The 20,666-nt window shown below is 65.0% G+C and carries 20 protein-coding genes; 13 read left to right on the plus strand and 7 right to left on the minus strand.

The window, feature by feature from the left end; translation table 11 throughout:
* Positions 1–19: 19 nt before the first annotated feature.
* The 7 genes from proS (at position 20) to JHW45_RS09100 (ending at position 7,284) form a co-directional block, all read left to right on the plus strand.
* Complete coding sequence (proS, locus tag JHW45_RS09070) at positions 20–1,381, plus strand: proline--tRNA ligase (RefSeq protein WP_272857384.1); 1,362 nt, start codon at positions 20–22, stop codon at positions 1,379–1,381.
* On the plus strand, positions 1,378–1,872 hold the full coding sequence (locus JHW45_RS09075) for a DUF2937 family protein (RefSeq protein WP_272857385.1): 495 nt from the start codon (positions 1,378–1,380) through the stop codon (positions 1,870–1,872). The genes proS and JHW45_RS09075 overlap by 4 nt, the downstream gene beginning before the upstream one ends.
* A gap of 122 nt (positions 1,873–1,994) precedes the next feature.
* Positions 1,995–3,179, plus strand: a complete 1,185-nt coding sequence (locus JHW45_RS09080; protein ID WP_272857386.1) for an ABC transporter substrate-binding protein — start codon at positions 1,995–1,997, stop codon at positions 3,177–3,179.
* Between the two features lie 130 nt (positions 3,180–3,309).
* Positions 3,310–4,092 carry an ABC transporter ATP-binding protein gene (locus JHW45_RS09085; RefSeq protein WP_272857387.1) on the plus strand — a complete coding sequence of 261 codons (783 nt, stop codon included), beginning with the start codon at positions 3,310–3,312 and terminating at the stop codon, positions 4,090–4,092.
* Positions 4,089–4,922: an ABC transporter ATP-binding protein gene (locus JHW45_RS09090; protein ID WP_272857388.1), complete on the plus strand. Its 834-nt coding sequence runs from the start codon at positions 4,089–4,091 to the stop codon at positions 4,920–4,922. Before JHW45_RS09085 ends, JHW45_RS09090 begins: the two co-directional genes overlap by 4 nt.
* Before the next feature lie 3 nt (positions 4,923–4,925).
* Positions 4,926–5,933, plus strand: coding sequence for a branched-chain amino acid ABC transporter permease (locus JHW45_RS09095; protein ID WP_272857389.1), 1,008 nt, complete (start codon positions 4,926–4,928; stop codon positions 5,931–5,933).
* A gap of 13 nt (positions 5,934–5,946) precedes the next feature.
* On the plus strand, positions 5,947–7,284 hold the full coding sequence (locus JHW45_RS09100; protein WP_272857390.1) for a branched-chain amino acid ABC transporter permease: 1,338 nt from the start codon (positions 5,947–5,949) through the stop codon (positions 7,282–7,284).
* A gap of 87 nt (positions 7,285–7,371) precedes the next feature.
* Here the strand turns inward: JHW45_RS09100 and JHW45_RS09105 are convergent, their stop codons facing one another.
* Positions 7,372–7,917, minus strand: a complete 546-nt coding sequence (locus tag JHW45_RS09105) for a CAP domain-containing protein (protein ID WP_272857391.1) — start codon at positions 7,915–7,917, stop codon at positions 7,372–7,374.
* Between the two features lie 119 nt (positions 7,918–8,036).
* Here JHW45_RS09105 and guaA point away from each other — a divergent pair, with 119 nt between their 5' ends.
* The 5 genes from guaA (at position 8,037) to JHW45_RS09130 (ending at position 15,232) form a co-directional block, all read left to right on the plus strand.
* Entirely contained in the window at positions 8,037–9,596 is a 1,560-nt protein-coding gene (guaA, locus tag JHW45_RS09110) for a glutamine-hydrolyzing GMP synthase (protein WP_272857392.1), read from the plus strand.
* A gap of 42 nt (positions 9,597–9,638) precedes the next feature.
* Positions 9,639–11,162 (plus strand): cryptochrome/photolyase family protein, encoded by a 1,524-nt coding sequence (locus tag JHW45_RS09115; RefSeq protein WP_272857393.1) that lies wholly within the window; start codon positions 9,639–9,641, stop codon positions 11,160–11,162.
* A gap of 56 nt (positions 11,163–11,218) precedes the next feature.
* Positions 11,219–11,956 carry a DUF72 domain-containing protein gene (locus JHW45_RS09120; protein WP_272857394.1) on the plus strand — a complete coding sequence of 246 codons (738 nt, stop codon included), beginning with the start codon at positions 11,219–11,221 and terminating at the stop codon, positions 11,954–11,956.
* Positions 11,957–12,124: 168 nt separating this feature from the next.
* Positions 12,125–13,924, plus strand: coding sequence for a translation elongation factor 4 (lepA, locus tag JHW45_RS09125; RefSeq protein ID WP_272857395.1), 1,800 nt, complete (start codon positions 12,125–12,127; stop codon positions 13,922–13,924).
* A gap of 375 nt (positions 13,925–14,299) precedes the next feature.
* Positions 14,300–15,232, plus strand: coding sequence for an IS5 family transposase (locus JHW45_RS09130; RefSeq protein WP_119136892.1), 933 nt, complete (start codon positions 14,300–14,302; stop codon positions 15,230–15,232).
* A 27-nt stretch (positions 15,233–15,259) separates the two neighbouring features.
* Here JHW45_RS09130 and JHW45_RS09135 read toward each other — a convergent pair whose 3' ends face one another.
* From JHW45_RS09135 to JHW45_RS09145, 3 genes are all read right to left on the minus strand, one after another.
* Positions 15,260–15,700, minus strand: a complete 441-nt coding sequence (locus JHW45_RS09135; RefSeq protein ID WP_272857396.1) for a hypothetical protein — start codon at positions 15,698–15,700, stop codon at positions 15,260–15,262.
* Positions 15,701–16,085: 385 nt separating this feature from the next.
* The gene (locus JHW45_RS09140) at positions 16,086–16,274 is read right to left on the minus strand and encodes a hypothetical protein (RefSeq protein ID WP_272857397.1); all 189 of its coding nucleotides are present in this window, start codon (positions 16,272–16,274) and stop codon (positions 16,086–16,088) included.
* A 77-nt stretch (positions 16,275–16,351) separates the two neighbouring features.
* Complete coding sequence (locus JHW45_RS09145; protein WP_272857398.1) at positions 16,352–16,738, minus strand: hypothetical protein; 387 nt, start codon at positions 16,736–16,738, stop codon at positions 16,352–16,354.
* Between the two features lie 316 nt (positions 16,739–17,054).
* On the opposite strand from JHW45_RS09145, the gene JHW45_RS09150 reads away from it, so the two are divergent.
* A complete protein-coding gene (locus JHW45_RS09150; protein ID WP_272857399.1) occupies positions 17,055–17,243 on the plus strand; it encodes a hypothetical protein in 189 nt (62 codons plus the stop codon).
* Positions 17,244–17,334: 91 nt separating this feature from the next.
* Here JHW45_RS09150 and JHW45_RS09155 read toward each other — a convergent pair whose 3' ends face one another.
* From JHW45_RS09155 to JHW45_RS09165, 3 genes are all read right to left on the minus strand, one after another.
* Complete coding sequence (locus JHW45_RS09155; RefSeq protein ID WP_272857400.1) at positions 17,335–17,481, minus strand: entericidin A/B family lipoprotein; 147 nt, start codon at positions 17,479–17,481, stop codon at positions 17,335–17,337.
* 80 nt (positions 17,482–17,561) lie between these two features.
* Positions 17,562–18,749: a dipeptidase gene (locus JHW45_RS09160; RefSeq protein WP_272857401.1), complete on the minus strand. Its 1,188-nt coding sequence runs from the start codon at positions 18,747–18,749 to the stop codon at positions 17,562–17,564.
* A gap of 58 nt (positions 18,750–18,807) precedes the next feature.
* The gene (locus JHW45_RS09165) at positions 18,808–20,625 is read right to left on the minus strand and encodes a M3 family oligoendopeptidase (RefSeq protein ID WP_272857402.1); all 1,818 of its coding nucleotides are present in this window, start codon (positions 20,623–20,625) and stop codon (positions 18,808–18,810) included.
* Positions 20,626–20,666: the final 41 nt, after the last annotated feature.

A 20,666-nucleotide genomic window follows, 5' to 3' on the forward strand; every position in this document is an offset into this window, starting at 1 on the left:
AACCGAAGGACCACGCCCCATGCGTCTGTCGCGCTATTTCCTGCCTGTCCTGAAAGAGGACCCCAAAGAAGCCCAGATCGTCAGCCACCGGCTGATGCTGCGGGCGGGGATGATCAAGCAGCAAACCGCCGGCATCTATTCCTGGCTGCCGCTGGGCTACCGGGTGCTGCGCCGGATCGAACGGATCGTGCACGAGGAACAGCAGCGCGCCGGCCACATCCCCCTGCTGATGCCGACGCTGCAACCGGCCGATCTGTGGCGCGAGTCGGGCCGTTACGACGATTACGGAGAGGAGATGCTGCGCATCACCGACCGGCACAAGCGCGACCTGCTGTTCGGCCCCACCAACGAAGAGATGATCACCGACATCTTCCGCGCGCATGTGAACAGCTACAAGGATCTGCCGCTGACGCTGTATCACATCCAGTGGAAGTTCCGCGACGAGATCCGGCCCCGTTTCGGCGTCATGCGCGGGCGCGAGTTCCTGATGAAGGACGGCTATACGTTCGATCTGACGCGCGAGGATGCGCTGCACGCCTATAACCGCCATCTGGTCAGCTATCTGCGGACCTATGAACGGATGGGGTTGCAGGCCGTCCCGATGCGTGCCGACAGCGGGCCCATCGGCGGCGACGACACGCATGAATTCCTGGTGCTGGCCGAGACCGGCGAATCCGAGGTGTTCTATGACAGCCAGATCACCGACCTGACCTTCGGCGACCGGCAGATCGACTATGACAGCCACGAGGAATGTCAGGCGGTGATGGACGAATTCACCAGCCGCTATGCCCGCACCGACGAGACGCACGATCCGGCGCTGTTCGACCAGATCCCGCAGGATCGGCGCCGCATCGCGCGCGGGATCGAGGTCGGGCAGATCTTCTATTTCGGCACCAAATATTCCGAACCGATGGGCGCGACCGTGGTCGGCCCCGACGGGGCGCGCGTGCCGGTGCATATGGGCAGCCACGGCATCGGCGTCTCGCGCCTGGTGGGTGCCATCATCGAGGCCAGCCACGACGATCGCGGCATCATCTGGCCCGAAGGCGTGACCCCGTTCCACGTCGCGATCGTCAATCTCAAGCAGGGCGACGGCTCGACCGACAGCGCCTGCGAAGCGATCTATGACCAGCTGCGCGCATCCGGGCTGGACCCGCTTTACGACGACCGCGACGAACGCGCCGGGGCCAAATTCGCCACCGCCGACCTGATCGGCCTTCCGTGGCGGATCACCGTGGGCCCGCGCGGTCTGGCCAACAACCGGGTCGAACTGACCAGCCGCCGCACCGGCGAAAGCGAGGAACTGTCGCCCCGGGACGCCGTGGCGCGGATCGCCGAGATCTATCGGCCGGTGCTGGCGGCGGGGCTGCCGACGCCATGATCGGGGCGCTGCGACTGGTCACGGCGCTGGCCTGCGCCGCGGTTCTGTCGCAGTTTCCCGCATTTTCCGATCAGTATGTGCAGCGTCTGGGCGGACAGGTCGATGCGCTGGCCCGCGTCGCCGCCGATTTCGACGCCAGCGCGCGGCGCGCGGGGCTGACACGGTCGCAGGCGCTGGCCGACCTGACCGGCAGCGATTTCCGCGACGCCCATCAGGCCGACATGCGCCGCAGCCTTGCCCGGCTGGATCACGCCCGCGCCGATCTTGCCATGCTGCGGATCGCCGGTCCGCTGGAACGGCTGCTGCTGCCGCACCGGATGCGCGACCCCGACACGATTGCCGCGACCTGGGGCGATTTCCGCCCGGCGCTGCCGCTGGGCGTGGCCGGGCTGGGGGCGGCGGCCATCGGTTTCGCGCTGGGCTGGCTGCTGACCGGGGTTGCCGGCGCGTTGTTGCGCCGCCGCCGTCGCGACACGCTGGGCTGGCGCTGAGACCCGATTTCGGGCCAAGCTGCCTCAAAAGCCGTGCAAAACGGTTCGTGATGAGACTTTTCTTTTTGGATCAGCCCTTCTAACCTCGCGCCCAGGACTCTGTTCCAACTGGGAGACAAACAATGAAAAAGCTTCTTCTGGCCACCGCGGCCGGAGCACTGATCGCCGGCGCCGCCGGGGCCGAGGACATCAAGATGGGCATGTCGCTGGGCTTCACCGGGCCGCTGGAATCCATGGCGCCCGCAATGCGCGACGGCGCGCAGCTGGCAATGAAGGAAGTCAGCGATTCGGGCCTGCTGCTGGACGGCTCGACCGTCACCCCGGTCGAAGGCGATTCGACCTGCGCCGACGCGGCGGCGGCCACCGCCACCGTCGAACGCCTGATCACCGCCGAAGGCGTGAAGGGCATCGTCGGCGGGATGTGTTCGGGCGAAACCATCGCGACGCTGGAAAACGTCGCCAAGCCGAACGGCGTGGTGATGATCTCGCCCTCGGCGACGTCGCCGGCGCTGTCCACCATCGACGATAACGGCCTGTTCTTCCGCACCTCGCCGTCCGATGCGCGGCAGGGCGAGGTGATGGCCAACATCATCATGGAAAAGGGCATCGACACCGTCGCCGTCACCTATACCAACAACGATTACGGCAAGGGGCTGGCCGACAGCTTCCAGGCCGCGTTCGAGGAAAAGGGCGGCACCGTCACGGTCAGCAGCGCCCATGACGACGGCAAGGCCGACTACTCGGCCGAGGTTGCGGCGCTGGCATCAGCCGGCGGCGACGCGCTGGTGGTCGCGGGCTATGTCGATCAGGGCGGTTCGGGCGTGGTGCGCGCCGCGCTGGACACGGGCGCGTTTGACACGTTCGTCTTCCCCGACGGCATGATCGGCAACGCGCTGGTCGAGAATTTCGGCAGCGAGATCGACGGCAGCTTCGGCCAGAACCCCGCCGCCGAGGGCGAGGGGCGCGACAAGTATATCGAGATGGCCAAGGAAGCCGGCTTCGACGGATCGAACGTGTTCTCGGCCGAATCCTACGACGCCGCCGCGCTGATGCTGCTGGCGATGGCCGCCGCAGGCAGCAGCGATCCGGGCGTCTACAAGGACAAGATCATGGATATCGCCAACGAACCCGGCGAAAAGATCATGCCCGGCGAACTGGCCAAGGCGATCGAGATCCTCAATGACGGCGGCGAGGTCGATTATGTCGGCGCCACGTCCGTCGAATTCATCGAACCCGGCGAATCCGCCGGCGTCTATCGCGAGGTCTCGTTCAACAACGGCGAAATGGAGATTGTCGGCTATCGCTGACCTTCCCTGATCGGACAGGCCCGGTCCCGCGTGCGCGCGACCGGGCCTTTTCGCAATGACAAGAGCCGCGCGGGCGGCCACACTTTACCACGCCAAACTTCACCGCAATCGTGAAGACAGGGAAACAAGAATGATCAGGGTCGAGGACCTTCACCGCCATTTCGGCGGGTTCCGGGCCGTAGATGGTGCCAGCCTCACCATCGGCGAAGGCTCGATTACCGGGCTGATCGGGCCGAACGGCGCCGGCAAATCCACATTGTTCAACGTCATCGCGGGCGTGCTGCCACCGACATCGGGCAAGGTCTATATGGACGGCGAGGACATCACCGGCCTGCCGCCGCACCAGCTGTTTCGTCGCGGGCTGCTGCGCACCTTCCAGCTGGCGCATGAATTCGCCTCGATGACGGTGCGCGAGAACCTGATGATGGTCCCGGGTGGCCAGACCGGCGAGACGATCTGGAAGACCTGGTTCCAGCGCGGCCAGATCCGGCGCGAAGAGGATCAGCTGGGCAAGCGCGCCGACGAGGTGCTGGAGTTTCTGACCATCCGCCATCTGGCGCATGAAAAGGCCGGCAATTTGTCGGGCGGCCAGAAAAAGCTGCTGGAACTGGGCCGGACGATGATGGTCGACGCCAAGGTGGTGTTCCTGGACGAGGTCGGTGCGGGCGTGAACCGCACCCTGCTGGGCACGATCGGCGACGCCATCGTGCGGCTGAACAAGGAACGCGGCTATACGTTCTGCGTGATCGAACACGACATGGATTTCATCGGCAAGCTGTGCGACCCGGTGATCGTCATGGCCGAGGGCCGGGTGCTGGCCGAGGGCAGCGCCGCCGACATCATGCAGAACGAAGAGGTGATCGAGGCCTATCTGGGCACCGGCCTGAAGAACAAGGACATGGTGGGCGCATGAGCGATGCGGACAAGGCTTTGGGCACCCGGGGCAATCGCGACGCATCGGTCGTCAACCCCCGGCCCGCCGGCACGTTCGACGGCAGCCGCAGATCCGGCGCAGTCGGCCCCGGCCGGCCCGACGATCCGTTCCTGATCGGGGAAAACATGTCCGGCGGCTATGGTCGCGGCCCTGACATCCTGCACAACTGCACCATCGCCGTCGAAAAGGGCGAGATCGCGGTGATCGTCGGCCCCAACGGCGCCGGCAAATCGACCGCCATGAAGGCGATCTTCGGGATGCTGGAGCTGCGCGAAGGCTCGGTCCGGCTGGACGGGCGCGACATCACCGCGCTGAACCCCCAGGACCGCGTCAAGGCCGGGATGGGTTTCGTGCCGCAGGTCAACAACATATTTCCGTCAATGAGTTGCGAAGAAAACCTTGAGATGGGCGCGTTCATCCGCGACGACGATTTCACGGACACCATGACGCAGGTCTTCGACCTGTTTCCCATCCTCAAGGAAAAGCGCCGGCAGGCGGCGGGCGAATTTTCGGGCGGTCAGCGCCAGCAGCTTGCCGTGGGCCGGGCGCTGATGACGCGGCCCAGCCTGCTGATGCTGGACGAGCCGACCGCGGGCGTCAGCCCCATCGTCATGGATGAGCTGTTCGACCGCATCATCGCCATCGCCCGCGGCGGGCTGCCGATCCTGATGGTCGAACAGAACGCCAAACAGGCCATGGCCATCGCCGACAAGGCCTATGTGCTGGTCCAGGGGGCCAACGCGCATACCGGATCGGGAAAGGAGCTGATGGAAAACGACGAGGTGCGCCGCACCTTCCTGGGGGGCTGAGCCATGGACATCCTGAACGCCCTCGTGGCCTTTCTGAACTTCGTCTTCATCCCGGCCGCCGCCTATGGCGCGCAGCTGGCGCTGGGCGCGCTGGGGGTGACGCTGATCTACGGCATCCTGCGCTTTTCCAACTTCGCCCATGGCGACACGATGGCCTTCGGCACCGCCGTCACCATCCTGACGACATGGGGCCTGCAATCCATGGGCGTCACGCTGGGGCCGCTGCCCACCGCGCTGCTGGCCCTGCCGATCGGGATCGCCGGCACCGCGATCATCGTGCTGCTGACCGATCGCGCCGTCTATCGCTTCTATCGGATCAAGAAGGCGCCGCCGATCATCCTGGTGATGGCCTCGGTCGGCGTCATGTTCCTGATGAACGGGCTGACGCGGCTGCTGATCGGCGTCGATGAACAGCGTTTCGCCGATGGCGCGCGCTTCGTCATCGACGTGCGCAGCTTTCGCGAGATGACCGGGCTTCAGGAGGGGCTGGCGCTGAAGACGACGCAGGTGCTGACCATCGTGGTCGCGGTGCTGGTCGTGTGGGCGCTGTTCTGGTTCCTGAACCGGACCAAGTCCGGCAAGGCGATGCGCGCCTATTCCGACAACGAGGATCTGGCCCTGCTGTCGGGCATCGACCCCGAAAAGGTCGTGCGCCTGACCTGGATCATCGCCGCGGGTCTGGCGACCATCGCGGGCGTGCTTTACGGGCTGGACAAGGCGTTCAAGCCCTTCAACTATTTCCAGATCCTGCTGCCGATCTTCGCCGCCGCCATCGTCGGCGGTCTGGGCAATCCGCTGGGGGCCATCGCCGGCGGCTTCGTCGTCGCCTTCTCCGAGGTCGCGGTGACCTATCCGTGGCTGAAGGTGGCGGGCTATCTGTTCCCCGCATGGCAGCCCGACGGGCTGCTGCAATTGCTGGGGACGGAATACAAGTTCGCCGTCAGCTTCGTCATTCTGATCGTCGTGCTGCTGTTCAAGCCAACCGGCCTGTTCGGCGGCAGGTCCGTGTAAGGGAGGTCCGGTCATGTCAACCAACCGTCAGGCCGCATCCACCAGCAAATGGCGCGCGCCGCTGATTTTCGCGGTGCTTGCCGTGCTGTTCATCCTTGAGGGCACGGTGCGCAATGCCATGTTCTCGGGCAGCTGGAACACCTCGCTGGGCATCCTGAACATGGGCCTGATTTCGGCCATCACGGCGCTGGGCGTCAACATGCAATGGGGCTATGCCGGGCTGTTCAACGTCGGCGTGGTCGGCTTTCTGGCGCTGGGCGGTCTTGCGCCGGTGCTGGTCTCGACCCAGCCGGTCGCGGGGGCGTGGCAGGCGGGCGGGGCGCGGGTGCTGTTCGCGCTGGCCGTCGGGCTGGGCACGCTGGCGCTGGCCATCCAGGCGTGGAAGCGTTTGCGCAGCGGGCGCGGCCTTGCGGTGCTGGCGATCCTGATCGCGGGGTTCGTCATCTATCGCTGGCTGTTCGATCCCGCGGTGCAGGCGATCGAATCGAACAGTCCCGCGCGTCACGGCAATATCGGCGGTCTGGGCCTGCCCGTCCTGCTGTCCTGGGTCGTGGGCGGGGTCTTTGCCGCTGCCGCCGCCTGGGGCGTGGGCAAGGTCGCGCTGGGGCTGCGGTCCGACTATCTGGCCATCGCGACGCTGGGCATCGGCGAAATCATCGTCGCCGTCCTGAAGAACGAGGACTGGCTGGCGCGCGGGGTCAAGAACGTCACCGCCATTCCCCGCCCCGTCCCCTACGAGATCGAGCTGCAGCAGAACCCCGACTTTCAAAGCTTTGCCAACAGCCTGTCGATGAGCACGGCCGAAGCCTCGGGCGTGTGGGTCAAGATCTGTTACATGTCGCTGTTTCTGGTCGTGCTGCTGGCGATCATCCTGCTGGCGGAACTTGCGCTGAAATCGCCCTGGGGCCGGATGATGCGCGCGATCCGCGACAACGAGGTCGCGGCCGAGGCGATGGGCAAGGACGTCACCGCGCGGCATTTGCAGGTGTTCATCCTCGGATCGGCGGTGATCGGCGTCGCGGGCGCGATGATGATCACGCAGGACGGGCTGATGGCGCCGGTGGGCTATCAGCCGCTGCGCTATACCTTCCTGATCTGGGTGATGGTCGTCGTCGGCGGTTCGGGCAACAACTGGGGCGCGGTGCTGGGCGCGGTGCTGATCTGGTTCTTGTGGATCAAGGCCGAGGTCTGGGGTCCGGCGCTGATCGCGCTGCTGACATCGCCGCTGCCCGATGGCGGGCTGAAGGCGCATCTGATGGACAGCGCCGCGCATATGCGCTTCATCGCGATGGGCCTGGTGCTGCTGCTGGTGCTGCGCTTCGCGCCGCGCGGTCTGGTGCCCGAGGAATAGGCGCGGACCCCGCCCGCAACTGAAAACGGCGCGGCTGGCCCGCGCCGTTTTCATTTCCCCTGCCCGCGCCTCGCAGGCGCAGTTGCCTCAGGCGCAGTCGTCGCCCAGAACCACGCTCCACCACAACCGGCCATCGGCGCCGCGCACGACGCCGGTGCCCAGTTCGGTGCTGGACTGGCCCATCAATTCGACCCGGTGCGGCTCGGACCGCAGCCAGGCAGCGACGACGCCTTCGGGTGTGCCGCCCGCCGCAACTAGCTGCGCCACGCCGCAGGTCGGATAGCCGACTGCCCGCGCCCGGTCCACCACGTTCGACCCGTTCGATCCGGCCACCGTCGCGCGACCCATCGCGGCCACGTCGCAGGCATGGGATTGCGCGATCCGGATCAGGTCGTCATTTGCCGCCAGCAGCACCTTGCCATTGGCTGCGCGCGCCGCATTGACCGCCTCGCCCATGCGTTCCTGCAATGCGGCATCGCCGGTGCAGATGGCGGCCAGCGCCTCTTCGGCGGGATCGGCGGGGGCGTCCACGCCGGTCAGCGGAATGACCGGCGCGTCGAACCCGGCCCCCTGCTGACAGGCCGCCAGCAGGGCTGCGGACAGGAACGCGACGGACAGGGTTTTGACGGTCATGGCAACCTCGGCTCAGCTTCTTGTAAAGACGGACGTTTTCCAACGCGCCGCGCCGCCCTGCGGTTCCGCCACACGGCAGCCCTCTTGCGCCGCTGCACAAGCGACCTTAAAGCGCATCCATGACCCAGCACCAGCGCCTTCTGATCATCGATTTCGGCTCTCAGGTGACGCAGCTGATCGCGCGCCGCCTGCGCGAACTGAACGTCTATTGCGAGATCCGGCCGTTCAACGCCATCACCGATGACGATCTGCGCGCCGACCCGCCGCAGGCGATCATCCTGTCGGGCGGCCCGGCCAGCGTCACCGACAAGGACGGCCCGCGCGCCCCGCAGGCGGTGTTCGAACTGGGCGTTCCCGTCTTCGGCATCTGCTATGGCCAGCAGGTGATGATGGACCAGCTTGGCGGCTCGGTCGAGGCCGGGCACCACGCCGAATACGGCCGCGCCTTCATCGCGCCTGCCCCCGGCCACAGGCGGGACGGCATCTTCGCCGGCCTGTTCCAGGACGGGCGCGAGGAAGTCTGGATGAGCCATGGCGACCGCGTCACCGAAATGGCCTCGGGATTCGAGGTGATCGGCACCTCGCCCCACGCGCCGATGGCGATGATCGCGGACGAATCGCGCCATTTCTATGGCGTACAGTTCCACCCCGAGGTGCATCACACCCCCAACGGCCGCAAGATGCTGGAAAACTTCGTCCAGCTGGCGGGGTTCACCGGCGACTGGACGATGGCCAGCTACAAGGACGAGGCGATCCGCAAGATCCGCGAACAGGTCGGCGACCGGCGGGTGATCTGCGGCCTGTCGGGCGGGGTCGATTCCTCGGTCGCGGCGGTGCTGATCCACGAGGCGATCGGCGACCAGTTGACCTGCGTCTTCGTCGATCACGGCCTTTTGCGGCTGGATGAGGCCGATCAGGTCGTGACGATGTTCCGCGACCACTACAACATCCCGCTGATCCACGCCGACGAGGCCGATCTGTTCCTCGACGCGCTGGACGGCGTCAGCGACCCCGAGGTCAAGCGCAAGACCATCGGCCGCCTGTTCATCGACATCTTTCAGCGCGAGGCCGGCAAGATCGACGGGGCCGAATTCCTGGCCCAGGGCACGCTGTATCCCGACGTCATCGAAAGCGTCAGCTTTTCCGGCGGCCCCTCGGTCACGATCAAGTCGCACCACAACGTCGGCGGCCTGCCCGAAAAGATGGGCCTGAAACTGGTCGAACCCCTGCGCGAGCTGTTCAAGGACGAGGTGCGCGCCCTTGGCCGCGAACTGGGCCTGCCCGAAAGCTTCATCGGCCGCCACCCCTTTCCCGGCCCCGGCCTTGCGATCCGCTGCCCCGGCACGATCACCCGCGACAAGCTGAAGATCCTGCGCAAGGCCGATGCGGTCTTCATCGACCAGATCCGCAAGCACGATTTGTATGACGACATCTGGCAGGCTTTCGTGGCGATCCTGCCCGTCCGCACGGTGGGCGTGATGGGCGACGGGCGCACCTATGACTATGCCTGCGCGCTGCGCGCCGTCACCAGCGTCGATGGCATGACCGCGGATTTTTATCCGTTCAGCCACGATTTCCTGGGCGAAACCGCGACCCGCATCATCAACGAGGTCAAGGGCATCAACCGCGTCACCTATGACATCACCTCCAAACCGCCGGGCACGATCGAATGGGAATGACAGGCTGACCGGATCGCGCAACGCCCGCTGCGCCGGACGCAGATGACCCGGCTGATCCTTGTGCTGGGCGATCAGCTGTCGCGCGACATCGCCGCCCTGCGCGCGGCCCGCGACGGCGACGTGATCGTCATGGCCGAGGCGATGGACGAGGCCAGCTATGTCCGCCACCACCCCAAGAAGATCGCCTTCCTCTTTGCCGCGATGCGCAAATTCGCGGCCGGCCTGCAAGATGACGGGTTCCGCGTCGCCTATACCCGGCTGGACGATCCCGACAACACGCAAAGCATCGGCGGCGAATTGCTGCGCCGCACCGCCGAATTCGACGCGGATTCGGTGATCGCGACCGAGCCGGGCGAATGGCGGCTGATCGACATCCTCGCCTCGCTGCCCATTCGGGTGCATCAGCTTGCCGACGACCGCTTTTTCGCCAGCCATGCCGACTTCGACGCCTGGGCGAAGGGCCGCAAGGAATTGCGGATGGAATGGTTCTATCGCCACATGCGCCGCAAGACCGGGTTGCTGATGGACGGCGACCGGCCCGCGGGCGGGCGGTGGAACTTTGACCGCGACAACCGCAAGCCGGCCGAACCCGATCTGTTCCGCACGCCCCCGCCGCGATTCCAGCCTGACGACATCACGGCCGAGGTTCTGGATCTGGTCGCGGCGCGCTTTGCCGACAATTTCGGCGATCTGCGCCCCTTCGACTATGCCACCGACCGCGACGGCGCGCTGCATGCGCTGCGCCATTTCATCGACCACGCGCTGGATGAATTCGGGCCCACGCAGGATGCGATGCTGCTGGACGATCCGTATCTGAACCACTCGGTCCTGTCGCCTTATATCAACGCCGGGCTGCTGTCCCCGCACGAGGTCTGCGCGGCGGCGGCGGCGGCCCATGCCGAAGGTAAGGTGCGGCTGAACTCGGCCGAGGGTTTCATCCGCCAGATCCTTGGCTGGCGCGAATTCATGCGCGGCATCTATTTCCGCGAAGGCCCCGACTATACGCGCCGCAACGCGCTGGACCACCGGCGCGACCTGCCGTGGATGTATTGGGGCGGCAAGACGCGGATGAACTGCATGACGGCCGCCATCGGCCAGACGCAGCGGCTGGCCTATGCCCACCACATCCAGCGGCTGATGATCACCGGCAATTTCGCGCTGCTGGCCGGGATCGACCCGGCGCAGGTGCATGACTGGTATCTGTCGGTCTATCTGGACGCCTATGAATGGGTCGAGGCGCCCAACACCATCGGGATGAGCCAGTTTGCCGATGGCGGCATCGTCGGCAGCAAACCCTATGTCAGTTCCGGCAACTATATCAACCGGATGTCCGATTACTGCGCGGGCTGCGCCTATTCCGTCAGCGCAAGAACCGGCAAGACCGCCTGCCCGTTCAACCTGCTTTACTGGGATTTCATGGCCCGCCACCGCGCCCGGTTCGAGGGAAATCCCCGCATCGGCCGCATCTATGGCAACTGGGACCGGATGGACGACGCCCAACGCCGCGCCATCCGCGCCGATGCCGCGGATTTCCTGGACCGGATGGCGGACGGCCAGATCGTCTGACTTGACGCGCCCCCGCGCCCCGCGGGATAGAGGTGCCTGCAAAGGGGGGGGCGCACATGATCCGCATCGGCATCGGCGGCTGGAATTTCGCGCCGTGGCGCGGCGTCTTCTATCCCGACGACCTGCCCCAGCGCCGCGAACTGGAATATGCCAGCCGGGCGCTGACCTCGATCGAGATCAACGCCACCTATTACGGCAGCCAGAAGCCCGCCAGCTTCCGCAAATGGCACGACCAGACGCCGGACGATTTCATCTTCGCGCTGAAAGGCCCGCGCTATGCCACCAATCGCCGCGTCCTGGCCGAGGCGGGCGACAGCGTGCAGCGTTTCCTGACCTCGGGGATCACCGAACTCGGCACCAGGCTGGGACCGCTGAACTGGCAACTGCCCGAGACCAAAAGATTCGATGCCGAGGATTTCGGCGCGTTCCTGTCGCTGCTGCCCGACAGCCATGACGGGATTCCCCTGCGCCACGCCATCGAGGCCCGCCATGACAGCTTTGCCGACGACAAGGCCGCCGCGCTGTGCCGCGACCGCAACATCGCGCTGGTCCGCGCCGGCGACAGCAAGTTTCCCGACATCGACGCGAGAACCGCCGATTTCGCCTATCTGCGGCTGATGGGCACGACCGACATTCCCTCCGGCTATTCCGACGCCGATCTGGACCGATGGGCGGCCACGGCGCGCGCGATCGCGCAGGATCGCGACCTGTATCTCTATGTCATCTCGGGCGAGAAACGCCGCAACCCCGCCGCCGCAATGGCGCTGATCGACCGGCTGAAAGACGCGGGCTAAGCCGCGCCTGCGTGCACACCTGCGACCGGCCCCGCCGCGCCCGGATTTCTTCTTTGCCCAAATACCCCCGGCGCCACGCTCGCCCCGCCGCCCAACGTCGCCTGCCCCGCGCCCCCGCCCGCGCGATACCCTCTTTTCGCGCGCATCGCGCCCCTGTATAGCCGCGCCATGACCAAGCTGTCCCTGATCCGCAATTTCTCGATCGTGGCCCATATCGACCACGGCAAATCCACGCTGGCCGACCGGCTGATCCAGCTGACCGGCACCGTCGCCGAACGCGACATGAAGGCGCAGATGCTGGACGCCATGGATATCGAGCGTGAGCGCGGCATCACCATCAAGGCCAACACCGTCCGCATCTCCTATCCGGCGCAGGACGGGCAGACCTATGTGCTGAACCTGATCGACACGCCGGGCCATGTCGATTTCGCCTATGAGGTCAGCCGGTCGATGCGCGCGGTCGAAGGATCGCTGCTGGTCGTGGACGCCACGCAAGGGGTCGAGGCGCAGACGCTGGCCAATGTCTATCAGGCCATCGACGCGGATCACGAGATCGTGCCGGTCCTGAACAAGATCGACCTGCCCGCCGCCGAACCCGACCGCGTCAAGGAACAGATCGAGGACGTGATCGGCATCGACGCCAGCCAGGCCATCCCGATCAGCGCCAAGACCGGCCTCGGCATCCCCGACGTGCTGGAAGCCATCGTCACCCGCCTGCCCGCCCCCAAGGGCGACGCCGATGCGCCGCTCAAGGCGATGCTGGTCGACAGCTGGTATGACCCCTATCTGGGCGTGGTCGTCATGATCCGGGTCATGGACGGCGTGATCCGGCGCGGCGATCAGGTCAAGATGATGCAGACCGACGCCAGCTACCGCCTCGACAAGCTGGCCGTGCTGACCCCGCAGATGGTGGACATCGCCGAGTTGGGCCCGGGCGAGATCGGCGTCTTCACCGCCTCGATCAAGCAGGTCCGCGACACCCGCGTGGGCGACACCATCACCCACGAAAGAAAACCCGCCGACCGCGCGCTTCCGGGCTTCAAGCCCGCGCAGCCGGTGGTCTTCTGCGGCCTCTTCCCGGTCGACGCCAACGATTTCGAGGCGCTGCGCGACGCGATCGAGAAACTGGCCCTGAACGACGCCTCCTTCAGCTACGAGATGGAGACCTCGGCCGCCCTCGGCTTCGGTTTCCGCTGCGGCTTTCTGGGGCTCTTGCATCTCGAGGTCATCCGCGACCGGCTGGAACGCGAATACGATCTGGACCTGATCACCACCGCGCCAAGCGTCGTCTTCCGCCTGCACATGCGCGACGGCGAGGTGCGCGAGTTGCACAACCCCGCCGACATGCCCGACCTGACCCTTGTCGATCACATCGAGGAGCCGCGCATCAAGGCCACGATCATGGTCCCCGACGAATATCTGGGCGACGTGCTGAAACTGTGCCAGGATCGCCGCGGCATCCAGCTGGACCTGACCTATGCCGGCAGCCGCGCGATGGTCGTCTATGACCTGCCGCTGGCCGAGGTGGTCTTCGATTTCTACGACCGGCTGAAATCCGTGACCAAGGGCTATGCCAGCTTCGATTACCAGATCAGCGAATACCGAGAGGATTTTCTGGTCAAGATGTCGATCCTGGTCAATGACGAACCCGTGGACGCGCTGTCGATCATGGTCCACCGCGACCGCGCCGAATCCCGCGGCCGCGTCATGGTCGAAAAGCTCAAGGAACTGATCCCGCGCCACATGTTCAAGATCCCGATCCAGGCCGCCATCGGCAGCCGCGTGATCGCGCGCGAGACCCTGTCGGCGATGCGCAAGGACGTGACCGCCAAATGCTACGGCGGCGACGCGACGCGCAAAAAGAAGCTGCTGGAAAAGCAGAAAGCCGGCAAGAAGAAGATGCGCCAGTTCGGCAAGGTGGAAATCCCCCAGACGGCGTTCATTCAGGCGTTGAAGATGGATGGGTGAGCGTCAATCCGTTCTAGATATCTCTGCGAGAATTTCATGAACAGATTTTGGCTGCAGCGCCCAACGATATGCTGGGTGAACCTCCCATTTGTATCCGAAGTCAACGAACTGGCTCTGCAGGAGCCGATTTTAATCGAACTGCGTCCAACGAATTTTTCCATCTGGCCCTTCATCGCGCGCGATTATAAAATCTATCTTGTAAAGAAACTCAGCGAGAGCTTTAGGTGTAACAGACTTCCTAGAAGTAAAGTGAAAGTTATGATTCTGACAAACATTAGAAAGCTTTTTAATAAGCTCGTCGTTAGTGTAAAGGGCTCTGTTGCACAAATCGCGTGAGGGATTCATCTCGTGAATCCAGCGTGGTAGCTTGACTGCATGAGCAGACCGACACCCCCGATCTACAAGACCAGGAACTGGCCCGCCTATAACCAAGCGCTCAAGCGCCGCGGCTCTCTGACGATCTGGTTCGACCCCGCCATGACGTGGAAGGCCGCGCCGACTGGCAAGCGCGGGCGACAAGCGGACTACAGCGACGCAGCCATCCAGACCTGCCTCACGATGAAAGTGCTGTTCGGGATGGCGCTCAGGCAGACGACGGGCTTCGTCGAGAGCCTGCTGCGGTTGATCGGCCTGGACTGGGCGGTGCCCGACTTCAGCACGCTGTCGCGGCGCCAGAAGACCCTGAAGGTCAACATCCCCTACCGCGGATCGGCCGGTCCGCTGCACCTGCTGGTCGACAGCACCGGGATCAAGGTCGAGGGTGAAGGCGAGTGGAACGCCCGCAAACATGGCGGCACGAAGCGCAGGGTCTGGCGCAAGATCCACATCGGGATCGACGAGAAATCACTGGAAATCCGGGCGGCCGAGTTCACCACCAGCGACGTCGGTGACGCGCCCATGCTGCCCGAACTTCTGGACCAGATACCACCCGACCAGGAGATCGCCAGCGTCACGGCAGATGGTGCTTTCGACACCCGCAAGTGCCACGACGCCATCGCCGCGCGCGGTGCCGCGGCGATCATCCCGCCTCGCAAGAACGCCAAGCCCTGGAAGCCCGACACAGCCGGGGCTGTCGCCCGCAACGAGATCCTGCGCACATCGAAGCGCGTCGGGCGGACAATCTGGCGACGATGGAGCGGCTATCACCGCCGAAGCCGCGCAGAAACCAAGATGCACTGCGTCAAGCTGCTGGGTCAGCGCCTATCCGCACGCGAGTTCGACCGTCAGGTCGCGGAGTTCCAGGTGCGCGTCGCCGTGCTCAACGGCTTCACCGCGCTCGGCACGCCCATCACAGAGGTCGCAGGATAAATCTGTCCGGGGAAAGGGGAAGTCCGATCAGCAGCCGATTTGTGCAACAGAGCCTATCATCGTCGTCATGAGCGTCTTAGCTGACGAGGAGAACGCGTCGTTAATTTTTGGGGATTCTCCCGCTTCAAGAACCTCATATGACTTTCCAGCAATCAATTTTAAAATTAATTTTCTGTACCCATCAATCTTTTCGATAAAACTAACGCTGCTTGGGTCTTTAATGACTAAATCGTTCGGCTTGATTTCAATCGATAAAATACCCTCATCTTTATCTTCTAGGTGAGACATTCGCAGCAGCGCGCTCTTTCCAATACCTTTATGGCCAACTAGAATTCTAAGAGGAAGATCGGCGCGGATATTGTCGTAAGTCTCGTTCTTAAAGAAGTACGCTTTCAGTCGTCGGGGGTCATCGTCTTCAGCAGTGTCCGTACCGAAAAGCTGGCGGATCTGTGCATCGTCGAAGTTCATGGGGCGCCTCGTTTTTCTTTGATTGGTGACATTCCGTCGAAGGTTGTCAAGACTTTGACGAATAGATAGGAAAGGCGCGCTATGTGCTCGCACGCGTTGCTCCCGAACACTAGGAACCGGGTTTGCTTGTGCGAATGCACCCTACTCCTTCCCAGCGACCCGCTCGACCAAGCATGCCTGACTGGGTCGTGCCAGCGCTACCGGATGTGTACCGTTCGTTCGGTTTAATGCCGAAGGCTGTCGACTTCGGCACCGGTACTTCGCGTGTTTGACTCTGAAGACGGTCCACCGGACCGTTCTAGGGCCGCGGCTCGCACCGGAACCGCCGCCGGCGCTTCGCGCGGTCAGCGTCGACCGGGCGGCACCTGCGCGCGCCGAACCCTGCTCAGCGCCAACTCTTGCCCTTGGACGCAGCCGGCATCCACATCGCCAGCCACGCCTCGATCCACGCGCGCTGCCATTCCTGCATCATCTGCGTCTGCGCCTTGCTGATCTCGGCCATCATCTGGCCTCGGGCCGCGCCGGTGATGCTGTTGGCGGCCGACAGCCACGCGCTCATCCAGAGGTTCTTCATTGCCGCCTCCTTGCGTCGTGAACCTCGTCACGGATCAATGCGGCCGCGCGCCATCGGTTCCGCATCGCCTGCCGTTCTCAATCCGGCCAGAACGGCACGATCAGCCGGCAATAACTGCCCACCGCCATGCCGACCGAGATCGAGCCGTCGCGCGGGCCGGCGCCGAAATGCGACAGGCCGGCACCGTCGGCCTTGCGCGTCTCGTCCAGCGTGAAGACGATGCCCTGCCCCGCCCCGCGCGGCTTGGGCGAGGCGCGCCACAGGCGGGTGTCGCCTGCCAGCCCCAGAACGCGGCGCGCGTAATCGCCCGCCGCGCACCAGTAATCGGTATCCAGCCTTCCGGCGCGGTAATCGACCACGATATCGGCAGGCCCCGACCCGTGCGCCGTCATCCCGTTCCGCGCCAGAAACGCCGACGCCTGCGCCGGGAGCAGCATCAGAACCACCAGGATCATCGCGCGCATCGGAACCTCCTTCGTTCGGACTGATGTGGGGACAGGCCGGCCACGCTCAAGCCCGGCGCGTCGAAAAACGTAAACGCTGCCGCGCAACGGCCGCAAGCGGTGTACGCGCTGTGCACAGGCTGTGCAGCCAAGGTGCATGTCCGGTGCAGCGAAGAACCCGGCAAATGCTGGCGTTTGCCGATGCGGCGTGTCCCTGCGTTGCGCCCTGCCGCGATGCAACGGCCGCCGTCGTTGCGGGCATCTTGACCTGGATCAATGCGGGCCGCGCGCGGTTGCCGCAGATCAGGCCGCAACGCATTTTGCCCGGAGCCATGCCATGCAGCGATTGTTCTTGCTTCTTCTGTCGATATCCGTGGGCACGATGGCCGGAATCGGCGTGATCGTCGTTCTGGTTCTGGGATATGTCAGCCTGATCCCGATCCTCGTGGCCGCGGGTATCGGCGCGGCTCTGGGCATCCCCGCCGCGTGGGTGATCGCCCGCAGGATCACCGCCCACGAAGACTGACCGAAGCGACTTTCGCGCGCATTTTCAGCCGCTTGCGCAACGAAAAAGGCGACCCCGAAGGATCGCCTGAATGGTGCGTGCGGAGGCCGGATCACATGCCGGCCTGCGCCTCCATGCTTTCGGTCTGCACGACCTCGCCGGCCGTTTGCAGATCGCGGCCGGCGCCCTCGACCGTTTCGCAGGCCGCCAGCGCCATCATCGCCAGAACGGCGCCTGCGGCAAGAAATTTGCGGGTCATCTCTGTCTCCTCACAATGGATTTCAGCACGAAAACGCCCGCAACCCGCGCTGGTTCCCGCCACGGCTTCCCCCGCCCGGATCATTCCCGATCGGCAGGCAGCGTGTCGCCCAGATAGCGCATCATGTTACCCCCCATCACCTTCGCGATCTGCCGATCCTCCATCCCCGCATCCATCAACGCCTGCGTCAGCGCCACCAGATGCGCCGCATCGAAGGGCGCATCGACCGAACCGTCGTAGTCGGAGCCCAGCGACACGTGATCCTCGCCCACCAGCGCGACCGCCGCCATGATCGAGGCGGCGATGTCGGCAGGCGTCGCCCCGCAGACCACGTCCGACCAGAACCCGATGCCGATGACGCCGCCCTTGGCCGCAATGGCCTGCATCAACTCGTCGTCCAGATTGCGCGGGCTGGGACAGTGGCCGTGGATGCCGGTGTGGGACAGGATCGGGCGGGTGCCGCGGATCGCCAGCACGTCGCGGACCATCTGCGGGCTGGCATGGGCCAGATCGATCACCATGCCCTTTTCCATCATTGCGGCCACGACCCGACGCCCGAATTCCGTCAGGCCCGATCCCGGCCCGCCCTGCCCGTGCAGGCTGCCGCCCAGTTCGTTGTCGAAGAAATGCGTCAGCCCCATCAGCCGGAAACCCGCGTCGAACAGCTTGTCCAGATTGGCCAGATCCCCCTCCAGCGGGTGCGCCCCCTCGCTGCCCAGAACAGCGCCAAGGATGTCCTGCCCGGCGGTACGATCCGCCAGCAGCGTCGCCAGATCGTCGCGCGTGCGGATCAGCCGCAGCCGGTCGGGCGCGCGCGCGGACATGTCGCGCAACGCCTGCGCCTGCACCAGCGCACGTTCCTTCAACGAGAACCAGCTGCGGATCGGCCGCAACTGGCCGATGAACAGCGGCGTGATGTTGTCGGCCGCCTCGGCGCTGTTCTCGTCATAGTTCTGGCCGCGCGGGCTTTTCGTGACCGTGGTGAAGACCTGAAGGGCGACATTCCCCTCCAGCAGGCGGGGAATGTCGGTGTGACCGCGATTGCCGCGTGCCAGCAGATCGCGATCCCACAGCAGCGGATCGGCGTGCCAGTCGCCGATCACCAGCGTGTCGTGCCGCGCACGCGCCTCGGCGCTGACCGGCCAGCCGTCTTCCGGCATGCGCAGCGGGTTCAGGCTGCGTTCGACAAAGCCCGGCGCGAGGATGAAGAACGCCGCAATCGCCACGACGACCAGCACCGCGACTGCCAGCAGAACCCGTCTGAACATCACATTCCCCCGTTTCCGCCGGCGCAGCGCCGATTGCCGCCCTGGGACCGAGCCGCCCTCAGCCTTCCAGCGCTTCCAGTTCGTCGATCAGGCTCTCGATCATCGACAGCCCCTTGTCCCAGAACGCCGGGTCGCTTGCGTCAAGGCCGAACGGCGCAAGCAATTCGCTGTGATGCTTCGATCCGCCCGCCGCCAGCATGTCGAAGTATTTCGACTGGAAATCGGGCAATCCGTCCTCGTATGCCGCGTAAAGCGCGTTCACCAGCCCGTCCCCGAACGCATAGGCATAGACGTAGAAGGGCGAGTGGACGAAATGCGGGACATAGGTCCAGAACGTCTCGTATCCGGGCATGAACTCGAACACGGGGCCAAGGCTTTCGGCCTGTACGCTCATCCACAGCGCGTTGATGTCGTCGGGCGTCAGTTCGCCCTCGGCCCGCGCGGCGTGCAGCTTGCATTCGAAATCGTAGAAGGCGATCTGGCGGACCACGGTGTTGATCATGTCCTCGACCTTGCCGGCCAGCAGCGCCTTGCGTTGGGCGGGATCGGCGGTCCGGGCCAGCAACGCGCGGAAGGTCAGCATCTCGCCGAAGACGCTGGCGGTTTCGGCCAGGGTCAGGGGCGTCGCGGCCAGCAATTCGCCCTGATCGGCGGCCAGCCGCTGATGGACGCCGTGGCCCAGCTCGTGCGCCAGCGTCATCACGTCGCGCGGCTTGCCCAGATAGTTCAGCAGGACATAGGGATGCACCGTCGTCACGGTCGGATGCGCGAATGCCCCCGGCGCCTTGCCCGGCGTGGCCGCCGCGTCGATCCAGCCGCGATCGAAGAACGGCTCGGCCAGTTCGGCCAGTTTCGGATCGAACCCGGCATAGGCGTCCAGCACGGTCGCGCGCGCCTCGTCCCAGCCGATGGTTCGCGGCGCGTCGGTGGGCAACGGCGCGTTGCGATCCCAGATCTGCAGCTTGTCCAGCCCCAGCCACCGCGCCTTCAGCGCGTAATAGCGGTGGGACAGGCGCGGATAGGCGGCGGTGACGGCGTTGCGCAGCGCCTCGACCACCTCGGGTTCGACATGGTTGGACAGGTGCCGGCCATATTGCGGGGTGGGCATCTTGCGCCACTTATCCTCGATGGCCTTTTCCTTGGTCAGCGTGTTGTGGATGCGCGCGAACAGCTTGACGTTGTCGCCGAACACGCGGGCCAGCGCGCGGGCCGCAGCCTCGCGCCTGTCGCGGTCGTGTTCGGTCAGCAGGTTCAGCGTCTCTTCCAGGCTCAGCGTCGCGCCGTCCACCTCAAAGCTCAACGCGGCGGTGGTTTCGTCGAACAGCCGGTTCCACGCGGCGGCCCCGACCACCGAATTGTCGTGCAGGAACTGTTCCAGCTCGTCCGACAGCTGATGGGGGCGCATGGCGCGCATCCGGTCGAACACCGGCTTGTAGCGGGCAGGCCCGTCCGGGGCGGTGAACACCGCCTCATAGGTCGGGTCGGGGATGCGGTTGAATTCAAGGCTGAAAAAGACCAGCGGCGTGGTGATGTCGGTGATCTTTCCCTGAAGATCGCCCAGCATCTTGGCGCGCACCGGATCGACCGTGTTCTGATAGTAACGCAGACCGGCATAGGACATGATCCGGCCGGCGACGATGTCGATCTGTTCCCATGCCCGAACGCAGTCCAGCATCGCGGCAGGCGTCAGATCGGCAAGCTTGCCCCGGTATTGCGCCGCGAAATCGGTCACCAGCGTTTCCAGCCGCGCCATGTCGGCCGTCAGTTCGGGCGCGTCGGGCGCGGGATACAGGTCGGTCAGGTCCCAGACGGGAAGATCGCCGAACGGCGTGGCCTTGCCCTGCCCGGCGGCGTCGAAGATCGGTTGTCCTGCCATGGTCGAGATCCTTTTTCAGCTTTGCCAAGATGTGGACCGCC

Origin of the sequence: Paracoccus stylophorae (assembly GCF_028553765.1) — a bacterium.
GTDB lineage: Bacteria > Pseudomonadota > Alphaproteobacteria > Rhodobacterales > Rhodobacteraceae > Paracoccus > Paracoccus stylophorae.